Source organism: Streptococcus sp. NLAE-zl-C503, from assembly GCF_900104285.1.
GTDB lineage: Bacteria > Bacillota > Bacilli > Lactobacillales > Streptococcaceae > Streptococcus.
Genome location: NZ_FNJT01000002.1, coordinates 34723 through 58658 on the forward strand (window position 1 = coordinate 34723; position 23936 = coordinate 58658).

General features: G+C 43.4%; 23 protein-coding genes. 5 read left to right on the plus strand and 18 right to left on the minus strand.

Annotation, left to right across the window (positions count from 1 at the left end):
* Positions 1 to 221 precede the first annotated feature (221 nt).
* The 7 genes from grpE to BLS46_RS04350 form a co-directional block, all read right to left on the minus strand.
* Positions 222 to 737, minus strand: a complete 516-nt coding sequence (gene grpE, locus BLS46_RS04320; protein WP_093585878.1) for a nucleotide exchange factor GrpE — start codon at positions 735 to 737, stop codon at positions 222 to 224.
* Between the two features lie 38 nt (positions 738 to 775).
* Complete coding sequence (gene hrcA, locus BLS46_RS04325; RefSeq protein ID WP_093585880.1) at positions 776 to 1810, minus strand: heat-inducible transcriptional repressor HrcA; 1035 nt, start codon at positions 1808 to 1810, stop codon at positions 776 to 778.
* Between the two features lie 191 nt (positions 1811 to 2001).
* Positions 2002 to 3348 carry a type I glutamate--ammonia ligase gene (gene glnA / locus BLS46_RS04330; RefSeq protein WP_001122897.1) on the minus strand — a complete coding sequence of 449 codons (1347 nt, stop codon included), beginning with the start codon at positions 3346 to 3348 and terminating at the stop codon, positions 2002 to 2004.
* Between the two features lie 36 nt (positions 3349 to 3384).
* Positions 3385 to 3741: a transcriptional repressor GlnR gene (gene glnR / locus BLS46_RS04335; protein WP_061409632.1), complete on the minus strand. Its 357-nt coding sequence runs from the start codon at positions 3739 to 3741 to the stop codon at positions 3385 to 3387.
* A gap of 76 nt (positions 3742 to 3817) precedes the next feature.
* Positions 3818 to 4345: an FUSC family protein gene (locus BLS46_RS04340; protein ID WP_093585882.1), complete on the minus strand. Its 528-nt coding sequence runs from the start codon at positions 4343 to 4345 to the stop codon at positions 3818 to 3820.
* Positions 4346 to 4481: 136 nt separating this feature from the next.
* On the minus strand, positions 4482 to 5681 hold the full coding sequence (gene pgk, locus BLS46_RS04345) for a phosphoglycerate kinase (protein ID WP_084945802.1): 1200 nt from the start codon (positions 5679 to 5681) through the stop codon (positions 4482 to 4484).
* Between the two features lie 229 nt (positions 5682 to 5910).
* A complete protein-coding gene (locus BLS46_RS04350; RefSeq protein ID WP_093585884.1) occupies positions 5911 to 10626 on the minus strand; it encodes an endo-beta-N-acetylglucosaminidase in 4716 nt (1571 codons plus the stop codon).
* 315 nt (positions 10627 to 10941) lie between these two features.
* Between BLS46_RS04350 and BLS46_RS04355 the strand changes: the two genes are divergently transcribed.
* On the plus strand, positions 10942 to 12573 hold the full coding sequence (locus tag BLS46_RS04355) for a Na/Pi cotransporter family protein (protein WP_093585886.1): 1632 nt from the start codon (positions 10942 to 10944) through the stop codon (positions 12571 to 12573).
* Between the two features lie 97 nt (positions 12574 to 12670).
* On the opposite strand, the gene BLS46_RS04360 is transcribed toward BLS46_RS04355, so the two are convergent.
* Entirely contained in the window at positions 12671 to 12967 is a 297-nt protein-coding gene (locus tag BLS46_RS04360) for a bacteriocin immunity family protein (RefSeq protein WP_093585888.1), read from the minus strand.
* A 21-nt stretch (positions 12968 to 12988) separates the two neighbouring features.
* A complete protein-coding gene (gene pepA / locus BLS46_RS04365; RefSeq protein WP_093585890.1) occupies positions 12989 to 14053 on the minus strand; it encodes a glutamyl aminopeptidase in 1065 nt (354 codons plus the stop codon).
* A gap of 232 nt (positions 14054 to 14285) precedes the next feature.
* On the opposite strand from pepA, the gene BLS46_RS04370 reads away from it, so the two are divergent.
* The 4 genes from BLS46_RS04370 (at position 14286) to BLS46_RS04385 (ending at position 18004) form a co-directional block, all read left to right on the plus strand.
* Positions 14286 to 15245 (plus strand): ABC transporter permease, encoded by a 960-nt coding sequence (locus BLS46_RS04370; protein WP_180364051.1) that lies wholly within the window; start codon positions 14286 to 14288, stop codon positions 15243 to 15245.
* A complete protein-coding gene (locus tag BLS46_RS04375) occupies positions 15235 to 16191 on the plus strand; it encodes an iron chelate uptake ABC transporter family permease subunit (RefSeq protein ID WP_093585894.1) in 957 nt (318 codons plus the stop codon). Before BLS46_RS04370 ends, BLS46_RS04375 begins: the two co-directional genes overlap by 11 nt.
* Positions 16188 to 16940 (plus strand): iron ABC transporter ATP-binding protein, encoded by a 753-nt coding sequence (locus tag BLS46_RS04380; protein ID WP_093585896.1) that lies wholly within the window; start codon positions 16188 to 16190, stop codon positions 16938 to 16940. The genes BLS46_RS04375 and BLS46_RS04380 overlap by 4 nt, the downstream gene beginning before the upstream one ends.
* Before the next feature lie 98 nt (positions 16941 to 17038).
* A complete protein-coding gene (locus BLS46_RS04385; protein ID WP_093585898.1) occupies positions 17039 to 18004 on the plus strand; it encodes a siderophore ABC transporter substrate-binding protein in 966 nt (321 codons plus the stop codon).
* Positions 18005 to 18035: 31 nt separating this feature from the next.
* Here the strand turns inward: BLS46_RS04385 and yidD are convergent, their stop codons facing one another.
* The 9 genes from yidD to racE are packed head-to-tail and all read right to left on the minus strand — an operon-like array spanning position 18036 to position 23751.
* Positions 18036 to 18278, minus strand: coding sequence for a membrane protein insertion efficiency factor YidD (gene yidD / locus BLS46_RS04390; protein ID WP_093585900.1), 243 nt, complete (start codon positions 18276 to 18278; stop codon positions 18036 to 18038).
* Positions 18278 to 19000, minus strand: a complete 723-nt coding sequence (locus BLS46_RS04395) for a pseudouridine synthase (protein ID WP_001222214.1) — start codon at positions 18998 to 19000, stop codon at positions 18278 to 18280. The genes yidD and BLS46_RS04395 overlap by 1 nt, the downstream gene beginning before the upstream one ends.
* Positions 18987 to 19556, minus strand: coding sequence for an SMC-Scp complex subunit ScpB (scpB, locus tag BLS46_RS04400; protein ID WP_084974335.1), 570 nt, complete (start codon positions 19554 to 19556; stop codon positions 18987 to 18989). The genes BLS46_RS04395 and scpB overlap by 14 nt, the downstream gene beginning before the upstream one ends.
* 18 nt (positions 19557 to 19574) lie before the next feature.
* Entirely contained in the window at positions 19575 to 20303 is a 729-nt protein-coding gene (locus BLS46_RS04405) for a segregation/condensation protein A (protein ID WP_000351888.1), read from the minus strand.
* Positions 20303 to 21037: a site-specific tyrosine recombinase XerD gene (gene xerD / locus BLS46_RS04410; RefSeq protein ID WP_306806748.1), complete on the minus strand. Its 735-nt coding sequence runs from the start codon at positions 21035 to 21037 to the stop codon at positions 20303 to 20305. The genes BLS46_RS04405 and xerD overlap by 1 nt, the downstream gene beginning before the upstream one ends.
* Positions 21034 to 21495, minus strand: a complete 462-nt coding sequence (cbpB, locus tag BLS46_RS04415; protein ID WP_084974340.1) for a cyclic-di-AMP-binding protein CbpB — start codon at positions 21493 to 21495, stop codon at positions 21034 to 21036. Before cbpB ends, xerD begins: the two co-directional genes overlap by 4 nt.
* Positions 21492 to 22013 carry a metallophosphoesterase gene (locus BLS46_RS04420; RefSeq protein WP_084945797.1) on the minus strand — a complete coding sequence of 174 codons (522 nt, stop codon included), beginning with the start codon at positions 22011 to 22013 and terminating at the stop codon, positions 21492 to 21494. The genes cbpB and BLS46_RS04420 overlap by 4 nt, the downstream gene beginning before the upstream one ends.
* Entirely contained in the window at positions 21989 to 22999 is a 1011-nt protein-coding gene (locus BLS46_RS04425; protein ID WP_373878966.1) for a nucleoside-triphosphate diphosphatase, read from the minus strand. The genes BLS46_RS04420 and BLS46_RS04425 overlap by 25 nt, the downstream gene beginning before the upstream one ends.
* Entirely contained in the window at positions 22957 to 23751 is a 795-nt protein-coding gene (gene racE / locus BLS46_RS04430) for a glutamate racemase (protein ID WP_084974343.1), read from the minus strand. The genes BLS46_RS04425 and racE overlap by 43 nt, the downstream gene beginning before the upstream one ends.
* Positions 23752 to 23936: the final 185 nt, after the last annotated feature.

Consider the following 23936-nt stretch of genomic DNA (forward strand, 5'->3'; position numbering starts at 1 on the left):
TTTTTGATATTCCCCTTAAGTGGTGGGGGCGTGAGCAACTCCCTACGGGATTTCATCACTTATTTTTGAGCCTATTGTCTCAAAAATCCCCTGTTTCAGTAGCAAAAGCTACTGAAACTTTCACCACAGCGGGCAATATCTTCCTTGCAAGCCTCTGGCTTGCCCCTTATCTTTCTTCATAGTTTATTGTCATTTCGGACAAAATTTTTAAGCTCTATTGCCTAGTTATAGACTACCACCATTGCTGGGCGTAGGATACGGTCATGGAGTTTGTAGCCTTTTTGGAAGACTTGAGCGATGGTATCTGCTGGGTGTTCATCGTCTGCTGGGAGAGTTTGGATGCCCATATGATAGTTATGGTCAAATTCTCCATCCGCTGCGATTTCTTCGATTCCCTCTTCTTTCAAAGCGTGAATCAAGCTTTCTTGCACCATCTCCAATCCCTTTTTGACATCGTCTGTCAAACCTTCAACTGCTAGTGCACGTTCTAGATTGTCGAGCGATGGTAAGATTGCTTTTGCCAAGTCTTGGCTACGATAACGTTGCAAGTTTTGACGTTCTTCATTGGCACGGCGTTGGATGTTTTGCATTTCTGCATGAGCACGAAGGTATTTATTTTCAAACTCATCCGCGCGTTCATTTGCCAAGTCTAACTCTGACTTTTCAGGAGTTGTTTCTTCAACTGTTTCCACAACTTCCTCTTCTTTTACTTCTTCGTTTTTTATTTCCTCAGACATTTTTCGCCTCCTTTTTAGGAATTTATATAATTTCATGTTCAACTCACCTCATAATGATTACTACTCAAATAGCGATAGAAATCTGTGAGTTTCATAGTTAAGACTCGATTGACCACATTGAGTTGATTGACCAATTGCTGGTAATCCAGATTAACCGGACCGATAATGGCAAGAATTCCAAAACCTCGATAAGGAATGAGGAATTTACTGCTAATCACTGCTAGGTCTGCTAGACAAGACTCTTGACTGTCCGCAACACGGACATTTTGCATTTGATCTTCATGCAGACCCTCACGAATTTCCAGAGCCACTTTCTGTGGTTGGTCAAAGAACTGATAAGCTGCTAGATTTGCAAAATTCAAGAGATTGACCTTGCCCGACACCACAATGTTTTCGTTGAACATTTCCTTAAAGATGTGTTCAAAGAGATCGATGACATTGTCCGTCGTTGTGAAGTAACGCTGGATAATCTGCGGAATCTCCGTCCGAATCTTGTAGTGAATATCTAGAACGGTGTGACCGAGGAAACGTTCCTGAATGATGCTCTTCAGTTTCAGCAAATCCTCCTGCAAGAAGTTTCTTGGAATCAAAAACTGACTGGTAACCGTTCGCGATTCGTCTAAGGTAAATACTGCCAAGGCTGTATGTTGTCCTAAAATAACGATATCAAAGGCTGTCAACTGTTGTCTGCTGGGCTCAACATCCAGTGCCACTACCGTACAACCACTCAAGTCTGTTAGTAGATTAGCAGCCTCTTGCAGAATATCCTCCAGTTTGAAGAACTCCTGATCAAAGGCTTTGACAATCTCATAAACCTCATTTTCAGCTAGTCTGTCGAAATCCAGTGAGTGTTTCACATAGTACTGAAAACCAGCAACACTTGGCATCCGACCGCTTGAAGTATGCGCCTTCTCAAGCAAACCTTGCTTTTCGAGAGCTGCCATATCATTACGAATGGTTGCACTGCTAGAGTTGATAGACTCTTGCAAGGCTTTGGATCCGACAGGTTCGTGCGTTTTGGTAAAGATGTCAATAATCAGATTTAAAATATCCTGCTGACGCTCTGTAACCATCTCATCACTCCTCTCTGTCTGATCGATTAGCACTCAATACACTCAAGTGCTAACTCATGATTCTATTATACACCCTTAGAAGAGAATGTCAAGACAAAAACCCAAAAAATTAGCACTCTTTTATTAAGAGTGCTAAAAATCAGTCTGAAGACCTAAAAAAAAGACCGCCCTCAGGTAATCTTTCTTCTATATTAGTAAAGGTCAAGATAATTATCAACTTCCCATTGTGACACAAAGGTTGCATAGCTAGCCCACTCGATACGTTTAGCTTCGAGGAAGCTAGTGTAAATGTGTTCACCTAGGGCTGCCTTGACCACTTCATCTTCTGTTAAAGCTTTCAAGGCGTTATGAAGAGTTGATGGAAGATCGGTAATTCCAGCTTCCTTACGCTCTTCTGCTGTCATGATGTAGATATTTTCTTCGATAGGAGCTGGTGCTTCGATTTTGTTTTCAATACCATGCAAACCAACTTCCAATAGAACTGCCATAGCGATGTATGGGTTTGCCATTGGGTCCACTGAACGCAACTCAAGACGAGTTCCCATGCCACGTGAAGCTGGTACGCGCACAAGTGGCGAACGATTACGACCAGCCCAAGCAATGTAAACAGGCGCTTCATAACCTGGAACCAAACGTTTGTATGAGTTAACTGTTGGGTTCATGATAGCAGTATAGTTGTAAGCATGCTTGATCAAACCACCAAGGAAATGGTAGGCCGTTTCAGATAACTGCATTCCTTTTGGATCATTTGGGTCAAAGAAGGCATTGTTTCCTTCTGCATCAAACAAGGACATATTACAGTGCATACCTGATCCAGCAATACCAAATTTTGGTTTTGCCATAAAGGTTGCGTACAAACCATGTTTACGAGCAATCGTTTTAACAACGAGTTTAAAGATTTGAATCTTGTCACAGGCACGGAGGACTTCATCATACTTGAAGTCAATTTCATGTTGTCCAACCGCAACCTCGTGGTGACTCGCTTCTACTTCAAATCCCATTTTAGTCAAGACATTCACGATTTCACGACGCGTATTGTCTGCAAGGTCAGTAGGGGCCAAATCAAAGTAGCCACCCTTATCATTTACCTCAAGAGTCGGATCCCCATTTTCATCGAGCTTAAATAGGAAGAATTCTGGTTCTGGACCAAGGTTGAAGGATTTGAATCCTACTTCTTCCATGTGACGAAGAGCACGTTTCAAATTGCCACGAGGGTCACCTGCAAATGGTTTACCTTCTGTTGTATAGACATCACAGATCAAACCTGCAACACTTCCGTTTTCATCTCCCCAAGGGAAGACTGTCCATGTATCCAAGTCTGGGTACAAGTACATATCTGACTCATTGATACGTACAAAACCTTCAATAGAAGATCCATCAAACATAGCCTTGTTTGACAAGACTTTATCTAACTGTTCATCTGTAGCAGGAATTTCGACGTTTTTCATTGTCCCCAAGATATCTGAAAACATGAGACGAATAAAGGTAACATTTTTTTCCTTGACTTCACGACGAATATCTGCAGCTGTGATTGGCATGGGTTTTCTCCTTAATATATGACTACTTGCGATTGCCTAACCGCGACCAAAGGGTGACTGCGCTGAAGCAAAGCGTCCCTGCTGGAGGAGTTCATTGTGAAGTGCGCGACGCACTTCCGTCTGACTCACGGCTTTCTTGGACTTCGCCTCCCGTTCAGCATATTTTTTCTTAATCGCAGCAATATTATGACCTTCAGAGATATAATCTTTGATTTCAAGTAGACGATCCATGTCATTCAACGAATACATGCGACGGTTCCCTTCGTTTCGATCAGGCTTTATCAACTCTTGATCTTCGTAATAACGAATCTGACGCGCCGAGAGATCGGTCAATTTCATAACACTGCCGATAGGAAAAACAGCCATATTTCGGCGAAACTCTCTTTCCTTCATTTACAATTTCCTTCTTCCTGTCTATTATAATCTAAAAAAAGACAAACGTCAACGAATAATGTCACAAAATGTAACATTATTTTCTTTTTTTCTCCCAAAAGAGTTTCAGTTGCTCAATATCATAATTTACAAGGATTGCGACAAAAACTCCCATAAAAGTTTCAAATACACGAGCAAACACGTACAAAAATGTTTCTCCGCTCGGTATTGATAGGGTAATAATCAACATAGCTGCTACACCACCGATAACTCCCGCCTTGTTGTTCATGGCAACATTTGTCATAATGGTTAACATGGTGCAAATCGGAACAACTAATAAGGTTACCCAAAAGGCTTCTTGAAATAAGGTATTTAAGAGGAAAAAGACAAGGGCGTAAAAACCGCCAATGCTATTTCCTAAGATACGTGATGTTCCAAAATGAACACTCTTATCAAAGCTTTCTCGCAAACTAAAGACTGCTGTCAAAGCCCCTATTTGCAGTCCCTTCCAGCCAAAAAAACCAAAGATTAAGAGGACTAGAAAAACAGCAATTCCGGTTTTAAAGGTTCGTAGACCAAGCTTGAACTGTGACGTATCAAATTTATATTTTTTAAAATAACTCATAATCTCAACTTTCTATTTCCATTTTATCATAATTTAGTTGATTTTATGAGCCAAAATCAATCGGAAGCGTTTTTAATTTAGACTATAAAAAAAGAGGAAACAGAGTTCCTCTTTTCATCGTTTCATTTAAGAAAGCTTATTTTTCTGTAAGTGCAGCCAATCCTGGAAGAACTTTACCTTCAAGGAGTTCCATTGATGCTCCACCACCTGTAGAGATCCATGAGAACTTGTCTGCGCGACCAAGGTTGATAGCTGCGGCAGCTGAGTCACCACCACCGATGATTGATTTCACGCCTGGTTGTTTCACGATAGCGTCCATGACACCGATTGTACCAGCTTGGAAGTCAGGGTTTTCAAATACACCCATAGGTCCGTTCCATACAACTGTTTTGGCACCAGTCAAAGCTTCGTCGAATTTAGCGATAGATTTAGGACCGATATCCAAACCAAGGAATCCTGGGTCTACTGCTTCACCTTCAGTGTCTTTTACTTCAGTGTAGTCTGCAAATGCGTTTGCTTCTTTTGAGTCAACTGGCAAGATCAATTTGCCGTTTGCTTTTTCAAGAAGAGCTTTAGCGACATCCAATTTGTCTTCTTCTACAAGTGAGTTACCGATTTCGATACCTTGTGCTTTGTAGAATGTGTAAGTCATCCCACCACCGATAAGAACTTTATCAGCTTTTTCAAGCAAGTTTTCGATAACACCGATCTTGTCTGAAACTTTTGAACCACCAAGGATAGCTACAAATGGACGTTCTGGAGCTTCAACAGCTTCTTGGATGTAGGCAATTTCGTTTTCAAGAAGGAATCCAGCAACTGCTTTTTCAACGTTTGCTGAGATACCTACGTTAGATGCGTGTGCACGGTGAGCTGTACCGAATGCATCGTTTACGAAGATGCCATCTCCAAGTGATGCCCAGTATTTACCAAGTTCAGGATCGTTTTTAGATTCTTTCTTGCCATCAACATCTTCGAAACGAGTGTTTTCAACCAAGAGAACTTGTCCATCTTCAAGAGCGTTAACAGCGGCTTCCAATTCAGCACCACGTGTAACACCTGGGATAAATTTAACTTCTTGTCCCAATTTAGCAGCCAAGTCAGCAGCTACAGGAGCAAGTGATTTACCAACTTTGTCTGCTTCTTCTTTTACACGGCCAAGGTGAGAGAAGAGGATTGCACGTCCACCTTGTTCAAGGATGTACTTGATAGTTGGAAGAGCTGCAGTGATACGGTTGTCATTGGTAATCACGCCATCTTTAACAGGTACGTTGAAGTCAACACGAACGAGAACTTTTTTCCCTTTCAGGTCAACGTCTTTAACAGTCAATTTTGCCATTAGATATGACTCCTTCTTTTTTTATACGTGTTAATTATATCACAAAATCAACAAAAGAGATAGCAAAACCCTAAACTTTTCGAGTTCTTTATTGCAACTGAAACTAGTATTTTTTAAATAAACTCTAAAAAGACCTCATCAAATAAGTAATTAAAACAAGGTTTGACCGTTCTGCAGTCAAACCTTATTTTTAGTTTTATATGAGAAGATCCAAGAATTCTAAATCCGATTAATCTTCTCTCTTTTTCAAAGCTACAAGTCCATAGCCACTCATTACTCCGAGAAGTCCCAGCGCTACTAGACTAGCATCTCTTGTCGCTCCTGTATTTGGCAGCTCTTTACTTACTTCTTCAACTTTTGATGGTGCTGCTGAAAGAGCTTGATCCCTTGTTTGTGAGACTTGCTCCTCTTTCGTTCCTACTTCAACAATTTCTGGAAGGGCTTCCTTGAGAACCTCAATAGAATGAAGGGTGCGTTTGCCCTGAGCATCAACTTCTACAAAGCGACGAACTTGGCCTTCAACTCCTGCTTGAACTAGCTGGCGTTGGCCTTTGAGAAGGGCTGCATTTGGTCGTTCCTGACGTTCGAAGGAAACTGTCCCCTCTTCAATTTCCAGTTTCGGAGTTTCTAGAACTAAATCTTTCACACCTTCATCTGGTTGCTTGCTTGATAGAACTTTTGTCCCAACTTCAGTGATTTCTGGGATTGCTTCCTTAACAACCTCAGTCGAACGTAGAGTGCGTTTGCCTTGGGCATCCACTTCTACAAAGTGACGAACTTGACCTTCAACTCCAGCTTGCACAACACGGCGTTGGCCTTTGAGAAGGTCGGCATTTGGTCGTTCTTGGCGTTCATAGGCTTTTGTTTCAGTTTCAACAACCAGTTCAGGAAGGGCCTCAACCGTTGGAGCCACTTCATTTGGATCCATGCTACCAACATGGTGGCTTTCTTCTGCAGGAGCTAGTTTCTTATTCAGCTTTTCTTTCATGTCCGCATAAGCTTGTGGAGTTGGCGTTTGTGAAGCTAACAAAGCTTCTGCTTGTTCAATCAACTCAGCTTTAGGATCTTTTTCACGGACGGATTCGAGCAAACCTTCCAATTCTTCTCTAGCAGTTTGATAACGTTGATTCCCATCCAGGTCTGCTCCTGCTTGTTTCAACTCATTCAAAGCCTGGTTGACTTCTTCTTGGCTAACATTGTGGTTTTCTGCTACTGCTTTCGCTGCATTGAGCTTCTCTACTAGCGCTGCTTGTTTGTCCTCACTTGAGAAGGAGTAGACAAGGGTTGACTGACGGCCTTGGGCAGCAGTGATTTCTTGTTTGAGGTACTCATCGTTGACAGCTGCTTTTGGAGAAACCAAGACATCAAACTCAGCTGTATGCCCCTTGTAATGCAAGATCAAGGTTTGACGGCCAGTCTTTTGAGCATCGTAGCCCGTAATTTCAACACCTTGATCTGTGAAGGCATGACTTTCTTCTGTCTCATCATCATAGAGAACGTTGAAGCGACCTTCTGCAAGATCCAGTTGATCACCTACTAGATAGTCCGTTTTCGGTTTCTGAGTAATGTACAGACCTGCTACTTCCTTTGGTTTTCCTTCATCTTGACCAGTCACTTGTACTTTTAAGTCACCAGTAACCGGAAGTCCAAGGTAGCTGACTGTGAGCTTCTGTTCCCCTTTTTGATGAGCGTTGTAGCCAGATACTGTCACACCTGAATGAGTAAGGTTGATCAGCTCATCAGCTTGTCCCCCTTCGTATTGAACACGGAGAGTGCCGCCTCTAAGGTCAAGTTTTTCTCCCTCTTTATAAACTGTCTTCTTAGGCCCTTTTTCAAGACTAACTGCAGCAATTTTTCTCTCATCCTGCGGAATCGCTACTGCCAAGGTGTTACTAATTTCTTTGCCAGGTAGTTGGGTACGATAGTAGAGGAGAGTTGGTTGTTTGTCAAATGCTAATGGTGCTGTTGCCAAGTCGCCACCATTTTCAGACTTCAAGGTTGCAATCGGTGTTTGTGAATCTGCCTTGTCGTAAACGGTGATAGTTACACCCGCTGGAACATCAGAGAAACCAAGTTGAACTTGATGGTTTCCAAGTGAACGGGCAGCTACCTTAGCCATTGGAATATTTTGACTTTCTGTGTCCAAGGTTTCGTACATCTTCCAATTGTAGATACGAATAGCTTTCCAAGGTGTCCCATTATCAGATGTAATAACATGCAAACGCCAGTCTTGAGCGGTGATTGGTTTGTCAAGAGTGATATCTGTAACGTGCGCTTTGTTGCCACGGACTTCCTTAGCTAGTTTCCATTCACTATCTGCATCTTTATAATAAAGATCAAAGTCCTTGGTATTCATCAAACCATCGTTAACAGACTCACCACCGGCTCCTGCATGATCCATGACCCATCTAACAACACGACGTGGTTGGGTCAAACGAATATCGACACTACCGCTCAATTGTCCTGAAGACCACTTGTCTGACAGACTTGTAATCGTACCGTTCAACATACCTTCAATACCTTCTCCACCTTCAGTATTTGGGAAAGTGCTACCAATAACCTTTGCACCTGGAACAATATTTTCAGCTAAAGGTCTTGGGAGAGTTGTATCCTGAACTGTCATCCCCCAGTTAAAGGATGCCGTCGCCGCTTCAGAACGAAGTCCATTTTTACCAACTGCAACGACTTTCAATTCTTGAGTCCTACCAGTCGCATTAGCAGAACGGCTAACTTTTGGCAAGTAGATAGTGGAAGCAGATGATCCTGTCAATAAGCGCCAGTTATCTCCATCTTTTTCGTAGACTTCATAGAAATCGGCATCTTGGTTACCCGCAAACTGGATCACTGCTTCAGCTTCTTGGGCGTTCTTAAGAGATTGCTTCACTACAGAGAGGCCTGTCGGCGCTTGTGGCGCTTGGTAATTGTCTGAAATTGTTAATTGACCTAGGTTGAACTGATAATCTTTTACAGCTCCTTCATGCTCAAAGAAGAGTTTGACTGCATAGATGGTTTTACCTGCTAGTGAGCTGAGGTCAAATTCTTCATTTGTCCAATTATCAGAAAGAGTCAGTTCTTTCCATGCAGCTGCATCCTCAAATTTGTAGTCTGGAGTCGTAGAGAAGGCCATATAAACTTTAGAGCCTTTTCCTCCCTTGTGAGCAACACGAAGTTTGGTGTTTTCAGTCACTTCTAGTTTGGTAGAATACAAATTCACATTCTGGTCAGTCTTACCAGCTACATCACCTGAGAATTTAAGGGAGTTACCACCATTATAAGCATCTGTAAAGTCATATTCCGCACGAAGTTTTTCCCCCGTCGAAGTCTGCCACCAGCGCCATGTTGGCAAGACACCCGAAACCGAACGGTAGTTCCACTCAGAATCCTTAGAAACTTTGCCGTCTACAAACCACTTTCTACCGTGGCCTGTATTAAAAGAGGTAGTGAAGGTGCGTCCTACTGCTGGTGTCCGGTCCGCAACTAAATTAGCAATCCCATACCACTCTTTGTCCGCTGGTTTTTGAGCCGTTGGATCTCCTTGGTAGCCTGTAAAGAAGATATCTTCGTTCTTGTGGTAGTCTTCGCCTGTTTTTCCTAGACTGGTAATCGTATCTGGTGCAAAAAGTCCTAACGACAAACGCAACTTGCCTTTTTCATCTAAGAGGGCATCCCATTTGACTTTGGTCTTATAAGAACCACCTTGTTGCAATTCCAAGCCTGCAAAGACATCATATTGGCTACGTTCTAGCCATTTTGCCATCTCTACGGAGTGGTCATTCTTTTCCTTATTCCAGTTGAAGTTAGCAAAGAATTGATCCGCAGGGACCTTGTCTCCTTCTTTTTGCATAAACTGGTAGTTGTAATCACCAAGACCATCCTCGTGGTAACGACCATATTTGTAGGTCATGGCATCGTACCAAGCATACTTGATTGGGTGGTTGACTTTAGCTGCGTATTCTTTTGTATAGAGCATGAATTGGCGCATTTTTTCACCAAGAGGTGCTACCAATTCACCCGTTGTCTCCTGGTTGATAAAATAGCCATCAAATCCGTAGTACTTAGCGAGATCGACGAGTTTTCGTGCGATAGGGAAGGTGCCATCCTCATCTTGTTTCAAAGCAGCGGCAAATTTCTCTTGGTCAGCAATGCTATTTGACCAGTTGAAGAAAAGTGTTCCATAAACGGGCACACCATTACGGTGCCCTGCATCAATGACATCTGGAGTAGGGACTAGGCCCTCCCAGAAGACCATTGAATCCAAGTATTGCCAGTAGTCAAAAGCATAGGCCTTGAATTCTTCTCCACCGACAGAAGCGTGGTCTTTGGCCTTTGAATTGGTATTTGCTAGTGCTTGAACCTGGGCTCTTCTGCTTGCTTTTTCATTAACCAGCTGACCTCTATGGCGCTTGGCAAGCTCAACTGAGGAACGGTTAATGGAGTCGTCCTCACGCGCACCCGGTTCCCATTTCAACAAATCTTCCCAAGTATCAAACTTGATTTCTTTTGGTCGGAGACTCTTCTCTTCATTTTTAGGAACGTCTGCTAAACTTGGTTTGTCGGCTTTATTGTCAACCACTTGAGGAGCTTCCTCAGGCTTGACTCCTTCTTTATCAGTTGGTTTTTCAGCTGTTTCTGTCGGAGCTGGTTTCGCTTCTTCTTTTTCATTAACTAGATTAGTTATTGCTGGAGTGTTTTCTGAAATTGGTTGCTCAGCTACTTTGTTTTCAGTTTCCGATAATTGTTTTTCGATAGCTGCAGTGTCTGGATTAGAAGTTTCACTCGCACTTGTCGCTTGAGCTCTCGTATTAGCAACTGTCTCAGGTACAGCAACCTGTTCGGCAAGAGCTGGACTCGCAAATAAAGCTGAACCAATCATCAAGGAACAAGCCCCAATCGACAGCTTACGAATACTGTAACGGCAACGTTTTTCAAAAAATAGATCTTTCATCTTATCCTCCTAATAGAACAAAAAAGTAACTGTTCCCACAATCAATCATCAGAACAGGATTATCTTCATTCTATCTTATATGAAAGCGTTGTCAATCTATTTTACGCATAAACTATAACTAGGATAAAAAACAGTTAAATTTGGATATAATCCTTGCAGACATTTATACTTGAGGTAAGAATACTATTTAAGGAAGAAATTTAAAAAAGTTAGCGATTTCTTACTAAAATATCAAGAAAACACTTGTGGGATTTCCTATTATCCTTTAAAATAGAATAGGAGAAATTCCGTTATTATTTTTCGGAGGAAAAAGAAATGTCCATTAATTGGCAGGAAATTTTATTTCACTTTTTAGGAGGTCTAGGACTGTTTTTATACAGTATCAAGACCATGGGAGACGGTTTGCAACAAGCTGCTGGAGATCGCCTTCGTTTTTACATTGACAAGTACACTAGCAATCCCTTTTTAGGTGTTCTAGTCGGGATTGTCGTGACTGCCCTCATTCAGTCAAGTACAGGGGTTACAGTTATCACGGTTGGGCTGGTCAGCGCTAGTCTTCTCACTCTTAGACAGGCTATCGGAATTATCATGGGAGCCAATATTGGAACCACTGTTACTTCCTTTATCATCGGTTTCAAATTGGGTGAGTATGCTTTGCCCTTGATTTTCCTTGGAACCATGTTCCTCTTCTTTACAAAAAATCGAACAGCAAATAATATCGGGCGCATCCTGTTTGGTGTGGGGGGGATCTTCTACGCTCTCAACCTCATTAGTGCTGGTATGAGTCCTCTTAAAGATTTACCACAATTCAAGGAATATATGGTGACCTTGGGACAAAATCCTATTTTAGGAGTGGTAGCTGGTGCAGTGATTACCGTCCTCATTCAGGCCTCTTCTGCGACAATTGGGATTTTGCAAGGTCTCTATGCAGGTAACTTCCTTGACCTTAAAGGTTCACTACCAGTTCTCTTCGGGGATAATATCGGGACAACCTTAACTGTTATCCTAGCAGCTGCTGGAGCAAACATCTCTGCAAAACGGGTTGCAGCAACCCACGTTACCTTTAACGTTTTAGGGACTATTCTCTGCTTAATCTTATTAGGCCCCTTCACTGCTATGATTGAGTACTTCCAGGCACTCCTTCACCTCTCACCTGAGATGACCATTGCCTTCTCGCACGGTGCCTTTAACGTAAGTAATACCATTGTACAATTTCCATTCATCGGAGCCTTGGCCTACTTTGTAACCAAGCTTATCCCTGGTGAAGACGAGGTTGTCAAGTACGAGCCTCTTTATCTCGACGAACAACTTATCCAACAATCTCCTTCTATCGCTCTAGGAAATGCCAAAAAAGAACTTTTGCACTTGGGGAACTATGCAGCCAAAGCTTTTGACCTTTCTTATACCTATATCATCGCTTTGGATGAAAAGGTAGCTGAAAAAGGGCACAAAACAGAGGAAGCCATCAATACCATTGATGAAAAACTCACTCGTTACCTCATCAGGCTCTCAAGCGAATCCTTAAGTCAGAAAGAAAGTGAAGTGTTGACCAACATTCTGGATTCATCTCGTGATTTAGAACGGATTGGAGACCACGCAGAAGGGTTGCTCAACCTAACAGACTATCTCCAACGCAAAGATGTTCATTTCTCTGAAGCTGCTCTAGAGGAATTAGCTGATATCTATCAAAAAACTACTGCATTTATCAAAGATGCCCTTGATAGTGTGGAAAACAATGATATTGAAAAAGCTCAAAGTCTGATTGAACGCCATAAAGAAATCAACAATATGGAACGTATTCTCAGAAAAACCCATATCAAACGCCTTAACAAGGGTGAGTGCTCAACACAAGCTGGGGTCAACTTTATCGACATCATTTCTCACTACACTCGTGTATCTGACCATGCTATGAACCTAGCTGAAAAGGTCATCGCTGAACAAATTTAATAAACAAGAAGCTATCCTGAATGGGGTGGCTTTTTTCTTCTCCTCATCAAGAATGTCTTTTCTGACATATAAAAAAATGCTTTGATTCACAGTGGAATCAAAGCATTTTAAAGAGTTCTCCAAACATGATAGCAGAAACTGCAGTGCCTCTGTACTTGGCTTCTTCTCTTTTGATAAAGCGCGCCAAGTTGATCAGTTCAGGTGCTGGGTGTTTGGGATTGGTGAGTAATTCACGGGTGACCAGTCCTGAGAGACGGACTGCTAGTAATTGCTCATTTGTAGTTGGTAGTTTTTTAGCAGTCTCTAGGAGAGCAGCAACTAAATCTTCACTCAAGCCCTGACGAGCATGGTTGTAGAGATCTTTTATTAAGCTTTCTAGATTTGCTTCCGCCATTCCGAGCACCTCTCTTATTCTTTAATAATTTTTAATCAAATCAACCGTTGAACGATCCAATTTTTTCACCAAGGCTTGCAAGAAAGCTTGAGCTTCTAGGAAGTCATCCATCGCGTAGAGAGTTTGGTGAGAATGGATATAACGAGCGCAGACACCGATAGTTGTAGATGGGACACCACCATTTTTCAGATGAGCTGCTCCTGCGTCCGTTCCGCCTTTTCCACAGTAGTATTGGTACTTGATACCAGCTTCTTCAGCCGTTGTCAAAAGGAAATCCTTCATGCCGGGGAGAAGCAAGTGACCTGGATCGTAGAAGCGAATCAAGGTTCCATCTCCAATCTTGCCTTGGCCACCATAGACATCACCAGCAGGTGAACAGTCAACTGCTAGGAAGACTTCTGGGTCAAACTTAGTTGTAGAAGTATGAGCGCCACGAAGACCAACCTCTTCTTGGACATTGGAGCCAAGATAGAGTTCATTTCCGAGTTTTTGACCTGAAAGGGCTTCTGCAAGCTCGCTTACCATGAGAACACCGTAGCGGTTATCCCAAGCTTTCGAAATGATATTTTTTTCATTGGCTGTCAAGATAGTAGAGCTATCAGGGACAATGGTGTCACCTGGACGGATTCCAAAACTTTCTGCTTCAGCCTTGTCCGCAAAACCGCCATCAAAAATGATATCGGCAATAGCTGGCATGGTTGGTCCACCTGTTCCACGTGTCAAATGTGGCGGGACAGAACCTGAAATCACAGGAATTTCACGACCGTCACGAGTAAAGAGTTTGAAGCGTTGGCTGCTGACTACCATTGGATTCCAGCCACCGATTTCAACGACACGGAAGGTACCATCTGGTTTAATTTCGCTGACCATAAAACCAACTTCGTCCATGTGAGAAGCGACCAAGACGCGTGGCGCATCCGCAGCTTCTGAATGCTTGATACCAAAAATACCACCCAAGCCATCTGTCACTACTTCATCCACGTGCGGTGTCAACTTCTCACGAAGATAAGTCCGGACAGGTGCTTCATGACCTGAGATCGCAGCAAGCTCTGTTACTTCTTTGATTTTTGAAAATAATGTTGTCATATCAGTTCCTTCTTTCTGTCCTCCATTTTACCACTTTTTATAGGAGAAGGGTAGTGGGAAGGTAGATTGGTTTTACTCAGTTTTCCAATAAAAGAGAGGGGCAGATATTATTTCAGGAATTTTTCTTTCTTTTTACATTAAATTGTCAGAAAATTTATTGACAGATTAAAAAAATCGTGTTACATTATCTCCAAGGGTATTTTTATACCAAATCTACATGAAAGGACGGGGTATGAAACTTTCTCATTATTTAACTGGCTTACTTCTACTCTTGGTCTTTCTCTCTATCAGCATTGGAACCAGTGATTTTTCTTGGGAAAAATTCTTTGCTTTTGACCAACAGACTTGGCTTCTCTTTCAAGAGTCGCGTCTTCCAAGAACCATTAGCATTCTCCTTGCAGCCTCCAGTATGAGCATGGCAGGACTCCTCATGCAGACCATTACTCAAAATCAATTTGCTGCTCCGAGCACAGTTGGAACGACTGAAGCCGCCAAACTGGGAATGGTGCTGAGCCTCTTTGTCTTTCCATCAGCGAGTCTGACCCAAAAAATGCTCTTTGCTTTTGGCTCATCCATCTTATTTACTCTCTTCTTCCTTGCTTTTATGACTATTTTTTCTGTAAAGGAAAGGTGGATGTTGCCCTTGATTGGGATCATCTATAGTGGGATTATCGGTTCTATCACAGAAGTTATCGCCTATCGTTTCAATCTGGTTCAGAGTATGACTGCTTGGGCCCAGGGCTCCTTCTCCATGATTCAGACCCATCAGTATGAGTGGCTCTTCTTAGGCCTCATTATCCTGATAGCCGTTTGGAAATTATCCCAAACCTTTACCATCATGAATCTGGGCAAGGAAACCAGCGAGAGTTTAGGGATTTCCTACTCCCTACTTGAAAAGCTGGCCCTCTTTCTAGTGGCACTAACGACAAGTGTCACCATGATTACCGTGGGTGCCTTGCCATTTCTCGGGGTCATCGTTCCCAATCTTGTCCGCAAGCACTATGGAGATAATCTGAGCCAAACCAAACTCATGGTCGCACTGGTCGGCGCCAATCTGGTTCTGGCCTGCGACATCCTCTCTCGAGTCTTGATTCGGCCCTATGAGCTGTCTGTCAGTCTCCTACTAGGAATCATCGGTAGCCTCGTCTTTATCCTACTTCTCTGGAGAGGAGGACGAAAAGATGCAGTCTAAAAGCAAACACACCAAGCTCTTCTGGCTTCTCATTATTCTGGCCATCGGAGCTTGTCTCCTATACTTTTGGCCTATTAGCCACCTGTCTGCCTTTGCCTGGAAGCTGCGTTCCCAAAAAATCATCGTTTATCTCTTGGTAGCCATCGTGACAGGGATTTCGACCATTAGTTTTCAAACGCTGACGGAAAATCGCTTTCTAACGCCAAGTATTTTGGGAATCGAATCCTTCTATGTCTTGCTACAAACCCTGCTACTGGTTTTTGAGAGCAAATTTCTTCAGCTTGGGAAGTCTCCAATCTTAGAATTTCTGGCCTTGCTTCTGCTTCAATCCCTCTTCTTTCTCGCCTTACAAGGCTACTTGAAAAAGCTGATGAAACAAGATCTGGTCTTCATCCTGCTAATCTGTCTAGCCATCGGAAGTCTCTTTCGAAATATCAGTACCTTCCTCCAAGTCCTGATGAATCCAAATGAATACGATAAACTGCAGAACAGTCTCTTTGCCTCCTTTCAACATCTCAACACTTCCATCCTAGCCAGCGGTTCTTTGATCATCCTCGCTTTGACAATCTTTTTCTTTCGAAAAGCAGTCATTCTGGATGTCTTGCACCTGCAAAGAGAAACGGCTCAGATACTGGGACTCGATGTTGAAAAAGAACAGAGAGAACTCCTCTGGGGCATCGTGCTTTTGACCTCAACAGCGACTGCCTTGGTAGGGCCTATGGCCTTCTTCGGCTTTATGCTGGCCAATCTCACTTACCTGATTGTCAAAGATTATCGACACAAGTTGCTCTTTATCGTAGCCATTCTGATTGGATTTATTAGTTTGACCTTGGGGCAAGCCCTGATCGAACGAGTCTTTGCACTAGAAATTCGCATCAGCATGATTATCGAGAGTGTTGGAGGTATCTTATTCTTTATCTTACTTTACAGGAGGGCACGTCGGTGAAACTGGAAAGCATTGACAAATCCATTCAAAAACAGGATATTTTGCAAGACATTTCGCTTGAAGTCAGTCCTCAGAAACTGACAGCCTTCATTGGTCCAAATGGTGCTGGAAAATCAACTCTCCTCTCCATTATGAGCAGACTGACCAAGAAGGATCAAGGAATCCTCAGTATCAAAGGCCGTGAAATCGAGAGTTGGAATTCGCAAGAACTGGCCAAAGAGCTCACTATCCTAAAGCAGAAGATCAATTACCAAGCCAAATTAACCGTTGAAGAACTGGTCAGTTTTGGACGTTTTCCCTACAGCCGAGGACGTCTGAGAGCAGAAGACTGGGAAAAAATCCGAGAAACTCTGGACTATTTGGAACTGACCAACTTAAAAGACCGCTACATCGATAGCCTGTCTGGTGGACAGCTCCAACGTGTCTTTATCGCTATGGTACTGGCTCAGGATACGGACTTTATCTTGCTGGACGAACCGCTCAATAATCTCGATATTAAGCAAAGTGTCAGCATGATGCAGATCCTTCGGCGACTGGTGGAGGAACTTGGCAAAACCATTATCATCGTCCTCCACGATATCAACATGGCTAGCCAGTATGCGGATGAAATTGTTGCCTTTAAAGACGGTCAAGTCTTTTGCAAGGGAACGACTGCCCAAATCATGCAGGCTGACCTGCTCAGTAAACTCTATGAGATTCCCATCACTCTGGCTGATATCAATGGCAAAAAGATCTGTATCTATAGCTAGCTATTCTGAACTCATGTTAGAGAAACCTCTGTCTCTTAGCTAACAAGCCTATCTAAGAGCCCCCCTACATCGTTATCACATTTTAAAAAGGAGAAATCATGAAAACATCCCTTAAACTTTATCTCACTGCCCTAGCGGCTAGCTTCTTGCTCCTACTTGGTGCATGTAGTACAACTAAAACTACGAAGCAGACAGAGACAAGTAGCTCTGCTCCAACAGAGGTAATCATTAAAAGTTCACTAGATGAGGTCAAACTTTCAAAGGTTCCTGAAAAGATTGTGACCTTTGACCTCGGCGCTGCGGATACTATTCGCGCTTTAGGTTTTGAAAAGAATATCGTCGGAATGCCTACAAAAACTGTTCCGACTTACCTAAAAGATCTTGCGGGAAATGTCAACAATGTGGGTTCCATGGTTGAGCCAGACCTAGAAGCCATTGCTGCTCTTGAACCGGATTTGATCATTGCTTCTCCACGTACCCAAAAATTCGTAGATAAATTTAAAGAAATCGCTCCAACCGTCCTCTTTGAAACAGGAAAAGAAGACTACTGGACTTCAACTAAAACCAACATCCAATCACTAGCTGCCGCCTTCGGTGAAACAGGTACACAGAAAGCCAAGGAAGAATTGGCCAACCTAGACAAGAGTATCCAAGAAGTCGCTACTAAGAATGAAAGTTCTGACAAAAAAGCCCTTGCTATCCTCCTCAACGAAGGAAAAATGGCCGCCTTTGGTGCCCAATCTCGTTTCTCTTTCTTGTATCAAACCTTGAAATTCAAGCCAACTGACACTCAATTTGAAGACTCACGCCATGGTCAGGAAGTCAGCTTTGAAAGCATTAAAGAAATCAATCCTGACATCCTCTTTGTTATCAACCGTACCCTTGCCATCGGTGGTGACAACTCTAGTAACGATGGCGTCCTAGAAAATGCCCTCATCACTGAAACTCCTGCTGCTAAAAACGGTAAAATCATCCAACTAACACCAGACCTCTGGTATCTAAGTGGTGGCGGACTTGAATCAACTAAACTCATGATTGAAGACGCTCAAAAAGCGTTGAAATAAGCAAGAAAACCCAACATCATCTGATGTTGGGTTATTTTTTTTCTTGATTTCGTTTGAGTGAAAAGTGGTCTGGGACGGGGTCCTTACCTGTTTTCGACCAGGGATGGCAACGCAAAATCCGAGCCAAGCCCATCAAAACACCCTTAAAGCCATGTTTTTCAATAGCTTCAATCATGTAGTTTGAACAAGTAGGCTCAAAACGACAAGAGGGTGGAAAGGCTGGTGAGATAAAACGTTGGTAAAAGCGCACAGGCGCTATTAAAATTCGTTTCATTATTTCTTGGTTACCGCCATGGTGTGTAGTTGGCTGATTTCTTTTTTATTAAGGCGACGGGATTCTCCCGGACGAAGACCTGTCAAGTCTAGGTGCCCAAAACGTGTCCGAGACAACTTATCCACTTGAAGACCGACAGCTTCAAACATCTTTTTAACCTGATGGTTACGCCCTTCATGGATGGTCAACTGCACCACAGAGCGATTTTTGACTGGATCTACTTTGAGAATCTCATAGACAGCAGGCTTGGTTTTCTTGCCATCAATCTCAAGACCACGGGTCAAGGGGCGGAGATTTTCCTTATTGGCTACACCTTTAACACGCGCAACATAAACCTTGTCAATCTCATTACGGGGGTGAATCATCTCATCCGTAAAGTCCCCATCATTGGTCAAAATCAAGACACCTGATGTATCCCAGTCCAAACGCCCCACAGGGTAAATGCGTTCTTTGACATTGGGCAAGAGATCGACAACAGTCTTGCGACCCTTGTCGTCTGTCACACTGGAAATCACACCGCGCGGTTTGTTTAGCAGATAGTAGACCTTTTCTTCGTTGTAGATAGGTTGGCCTTCAACTTCAACCTTGTCGCCAGCCTTGATGGTCGTTGCTAGTTCACGCACCACTTGGCCGTTGACCGTCACCAAGCCTTGCTTGATCAGCTCTTCTGCTTTTCTCCTACTGGCCACACCTGCGTGGGCAATATATTTATTGATTCTCATCTTCTTCTATCCTTTCACCAAACAATTGGCTTTCTTGCGCCTGAATCTCAAGCTCATCAATCACTGGCAGTTCTTCCAAATGGTTAATTCCCATGTAATCTAGGAAATAATCCGTAGTCACATAGAGGTTGGGGCGACCCAACACTTCTTTTTTCCCATCTTCTCGTATCAAGTCAAAAGCCTGCAACTTTGCCAAGGCCCCACTCGAGTTAACTCCGCGGATGGCATCAATTTCTATCCGCGTAATCGGTTGCTTGTAAGCAATGATGGACAAGGTCTCAAGGGCAGCCCGAGATAAACTCTGGTTGATGGGAGCTTTAGAGTATTCCTTCAAAATCGCTGCAAATTGAGGCTTGGTGACCAATCTATATGCACCACCTGTCTCAATCAGGGACAGACTCGACTCTTGGTCTTCTTCATACTTCTGGGCTAATTTTTCTAAACTCTGTTGGATGCCTGTCGATGGAAGTGATAGGAGTTCAGCCAACTGACGGACCCGAATCCCATCTTCACCTGCTACAAACAAGAGCGCTTCTATTTCTGCTAAAGTACTCATCTTTCCTCTCTATCAAGTCTAGCTTTGTGCCTCTTGACTTTCTTCCTTCTTTTCCATGAGATAGATATCTCCGAAACTCTCCTCTTGCACGAGGATCAGTTCTTGGGTTTTGATTAACTCTAAGGTTGCCAAAAAGAGGGTAATGACCTCTTGGACATTCTGGGCTTCCTTGAACAAATCCTGCAAACGTAACTGGTCTCGTCCAGTCAAGGACTCTTTTACGATGACCATCATGTCCTCAATCTTATACTCATCGCGCAGGATGGTCGTGTGATTCTGAGCGAATTCCTCTTTTTTCTTGGCTAGAATATTTGAAAAAGCCAAAAAGAGGTCAATGGTCGTCTTGTCATGTACAAGCTCCGCATCCTCGTAAATCAACTCTGTCGGCGCTTTGGAATAGTACTGGGCCCGATCTTGGTGCTTCGCCTCCAAGTGCTCACCCAAGAGTTTGAACTTGCGGTATTCTTCGATTTGAGAGAGAAGATCCTGCTCTAGGTCATCCTCTAAGTCTGTCACTTCTGCTACCTTTGGCAAGAGCTTGCGACTCTTGATCAGCATCAGCTGACTAGCCATGACCATATACTCGCCCGTCACTTCCAGACGCATGGCCTGCAGAGTTGAGACATAGGCTAGGTACTGTTCGATGACTTCTGTGATGGGCACATCGTAAATATCCATCTGATACTTAGAAACCAAGTGCAAGAGCAAGTCCAGGGGCCCTTCAAAATCTTTTAATTTAATATCCATTATCTATATTTTTCTAAGGTCAGGACTGTTTTTAATCCTAGTTTTTTTGCAATTTCGTACAAATCGACCTTCTCTTCTATCTGTCTTAGAATGAATTGTTCCCGCAAGGCTTGGGCTGATAAGGTTGGTAAACCTTTCTCCTTGACAAATGACTCCAGCTGTCGAAAAGCCCACTGACGAGAATAGGCTTTCTCTTCCCTTTCAAAGAGATAGGTCTGCCCCATCAAGGGTTCTAGCTCTGGAATCAAGGTCGTGGGTATGGTGACAATCCTCTGTTGGGAAGCCTTGTTAATTCGCAACACCTGAAAATCCAGATTGATATCTGCAACCTTGAGGGCTAAAATCTCACTAGGCAAGAGTCCCATTTCTAGAATTAAGAGCGCTAGTAAGCGACCCTCTGGATAATTACTTTCCTGCCAAAAAGAGGCTAGGTTTAGAATCTCTGGTTTTTCAGTCTTCTTTTCAGCTTGCTTGGCTAATTCCAGACGGTAAAAACTGTCCACTTCTCCTTTCCGATAGAGAAAGTAGAGAAATTGGTTACAGGCCGAAAGTTTCCGCTTTTGGGCGCTGATTTTTAGATTGGCTAGCTGGGCTTGGTAAATCTTGAGACTAGTCTCGGAAATCCGCTCACCTACAATGTCTAAAAATTGCTCCAGATCATACCTATAGGACTGCTTGGAATTGGCAGACAAACCCTGCTTTCCCTCTAAAAAGTCTGAAATCCTATCTCTCATTTGCATCGAATCTCATATTCCTTACTAAAGTCATGCAAGAGGGCATTGACAGCCTTGAGGATAGACTTGCGCGTGATAATTCCTTGGAAAATTCCTTCATCATCTACCACTGGCAAGAAAGGTTCATCTACCAGTTTATGGAGGACCTCTGTGATGTTATAGTCTGGAGCGACGACTGCCACATCTGTCTTGGTCATATTGACGATATCTGTCGTTGCCATCTGCTCATCCGTCAAACCCTGCTCCATTTGATAAGCCAAAATATCTCTCAGACCAATGGTTCCGACAAAGCGTTTGTCAAAGGTCACAACAGGGATACGGGTATAGGTGATTTGGCTCAGCACTAAAATCGCATGGTCAGCATTATGGGTATCAATCAAGGCTGCTAGATTCTCGGCAGGGGTAAGGAAAGTCTCTTCCTGATCCAGTAAAAATGCTTCAAATTCCTTGGCAATCATCGAGCAAACTCCTTGGACAAGCCTGGATAAACCTCGTGATCGCGTGTTAGAAAGTCTACTTTGAAACAGCTGTCATCAATCTCCACACGGGCATAGAGACATTCTCTGATAGTCCCTCGTGGTTGGCTGATGGAGCCTGGATTGAGAAAGAGTGTCTTTCCTTCCATCCAAGCATTTGGCACATGCAAGTGACCATAGAGACAGATATCGGCATCTTCTTCCTGAGCCCAGTAGTCCAACTTTTGAAAGTTGAAATTGATGTCAAACAAGTGTCCATGCGTCTGGATGATCTTAGTCGGACCAAGTTGAGTCACCAAACGTTCTGGGTAGCCCGCATAAAAGTCCATATTGCCTTTGACGACATGGATGCCCTCCCAAAGCGGAGAATCGGGACGGAGTTCAGAGTCACCATCGTGAAAAATGGCATCGACTTTACCCAGATAGCGGTCACGGATTTCTTCGACAATCAAGCTATCGCCATGGGAATCACTCATTACAATGATGGTTTGCTTTGCCATGATGGAAATACCTCCAAAAGTTTCTTAACGGCTAAGGCACGGTGGGATTGGCTATTTTTTTCTTCAAGGGTTAGCTCTGCTGAGGATTTACCTGTCTCTCCTACAAGGAAGAGGGGATCATAACCAAAGCCATTTTCACCCTTGGGTTCAAAGTTGATATAACCTGGCCAGTCAGCTTCAACAACCAAGCTTTCCTTATTTGGACTAGCTACAACTAGGGTCGTATGGAACTGAGCCGAGCGGTCCTTTAGCTCAAAAACCATGGCCAATTCGTGCAAGAGCTTGGCATTGTTTTCACGATCAGTCGCCCCCACTCCTGCAAAACGGGCTGACCAGACTCCTGGCAAGCCACCGAGGACATCGACTTTGAGACCAGAATCATCTGCCAAAACCATCTTGCCTGTTAATTTTGAAATGGTTTCTGCTTTCAGGCGGGCATTTTCTTCAAAGGTCATACCTGTTTCAGCTACTTCAGGCAGATCTGGATAGTCATTGAGATTTTCCACATCGTAGCCTAGTTTGTCAAAGATAGCTCGGAATTCCTTGGTCTTGCCCTCGTTACGAGTCGCAATGAGCAGAGTTTCTCTAACCTTGCTAGTTTCAAAGAAGGCTTCTACATCGACTCCTTCTTTAGGCAATTCTACATGCAGGAGTTGCCCATTTTCTATCAAGAGCAAGGCTCCCTGACGTTGGATGACTTCTAGATTGCGACCTGCCTCTGCATTTAAAATCTCAACGATAAAAGAGAGCAGACGAAAGTTAGAAGACCAGCGCATCACCGTTATCGTAATCGGAAAGCCATTTTCTTCGTCACGAAAAATCCGAGCCAAATCCATAAACTCAAGCTCGAGAGGATCTTTGATGAGGCTATAGATGCCTCCATAGACATCCCAGACACCGACATACCAGTCCTGGTCATCCTTGTATTCATAAATTTTGTTTGTCATAAAGTTACATGCTCCACATGAATCTCTTTTTCCAGCCATTCTGCTCCAATCTGGGCAAAACTTTGGCTATTGGCTGTTGTGTAAAAATGATGTTGAAGAGGTCCCGCATCTCGGCTACGATTGATTTCAAAATAGTTAAGCAAAACCGAGATATCCCGTACACACTCTGCCCCACTATCGATGAGCTGAACCTTTGGTCCCATAACATTTTGGATGATAGGGCGAAGGAGTGGGTAATGGGTACAACCCAAAATCAGGCTATCCACCTTTCCAACCAAGGGGCGCAGGGTTTCATAAACCACTTTCTTGGTGACACTGGTTGATAAGGCACCAGACTCGACCAAGGGAGCAAACTTGGGACAGGCCAAACTTTCCACCTGTAAGTCCGGGTCCAGATCATGGATCTTCTGACGGTAGATGTCTGATTGGACCGTCATGGGGGTTCCGATCACTCCGATTTTCCCACCTTGACTGGACTTGATGGCTGCCGAAGCTCCTGGCAAAATCACACCTAGGACAGGAATGTCTAGTTGAGCCTTGATCTCTTCCCAGACGACCGCAGTCGCAGTGTTACAAGCAATGACAATCATCTTGACATCCTTGGTCAAGAGAAAGTTGACCAACTGCCAAGTATATTCACGGATTTGCTCAGCAGGACGGGGACCATAGGGTGCCCGCGCCGAATCTCCAATATAGACGATTTCTTCATGGGGAAGCTGGCGCATGAGCTCACGAACAACGGTCAAGCCCCCGACACCCGAATCCAAAAAACCAATTGGTCGATTATCCATACAGTCTTCTTTCTAGTCTTTTTCTGATTGATAGTTCATCATAATTACTCGTCCTAAATGAACGGATAGACAGCTTGATAGAATGGCAACTGCCTCTCTCTTAATCATAATCAAATATCAATAGAATGCAAGGAAAAAGTCTTATCCTTGAGAACTATTGAACATAGTGAGAAGTCTGGAACTTT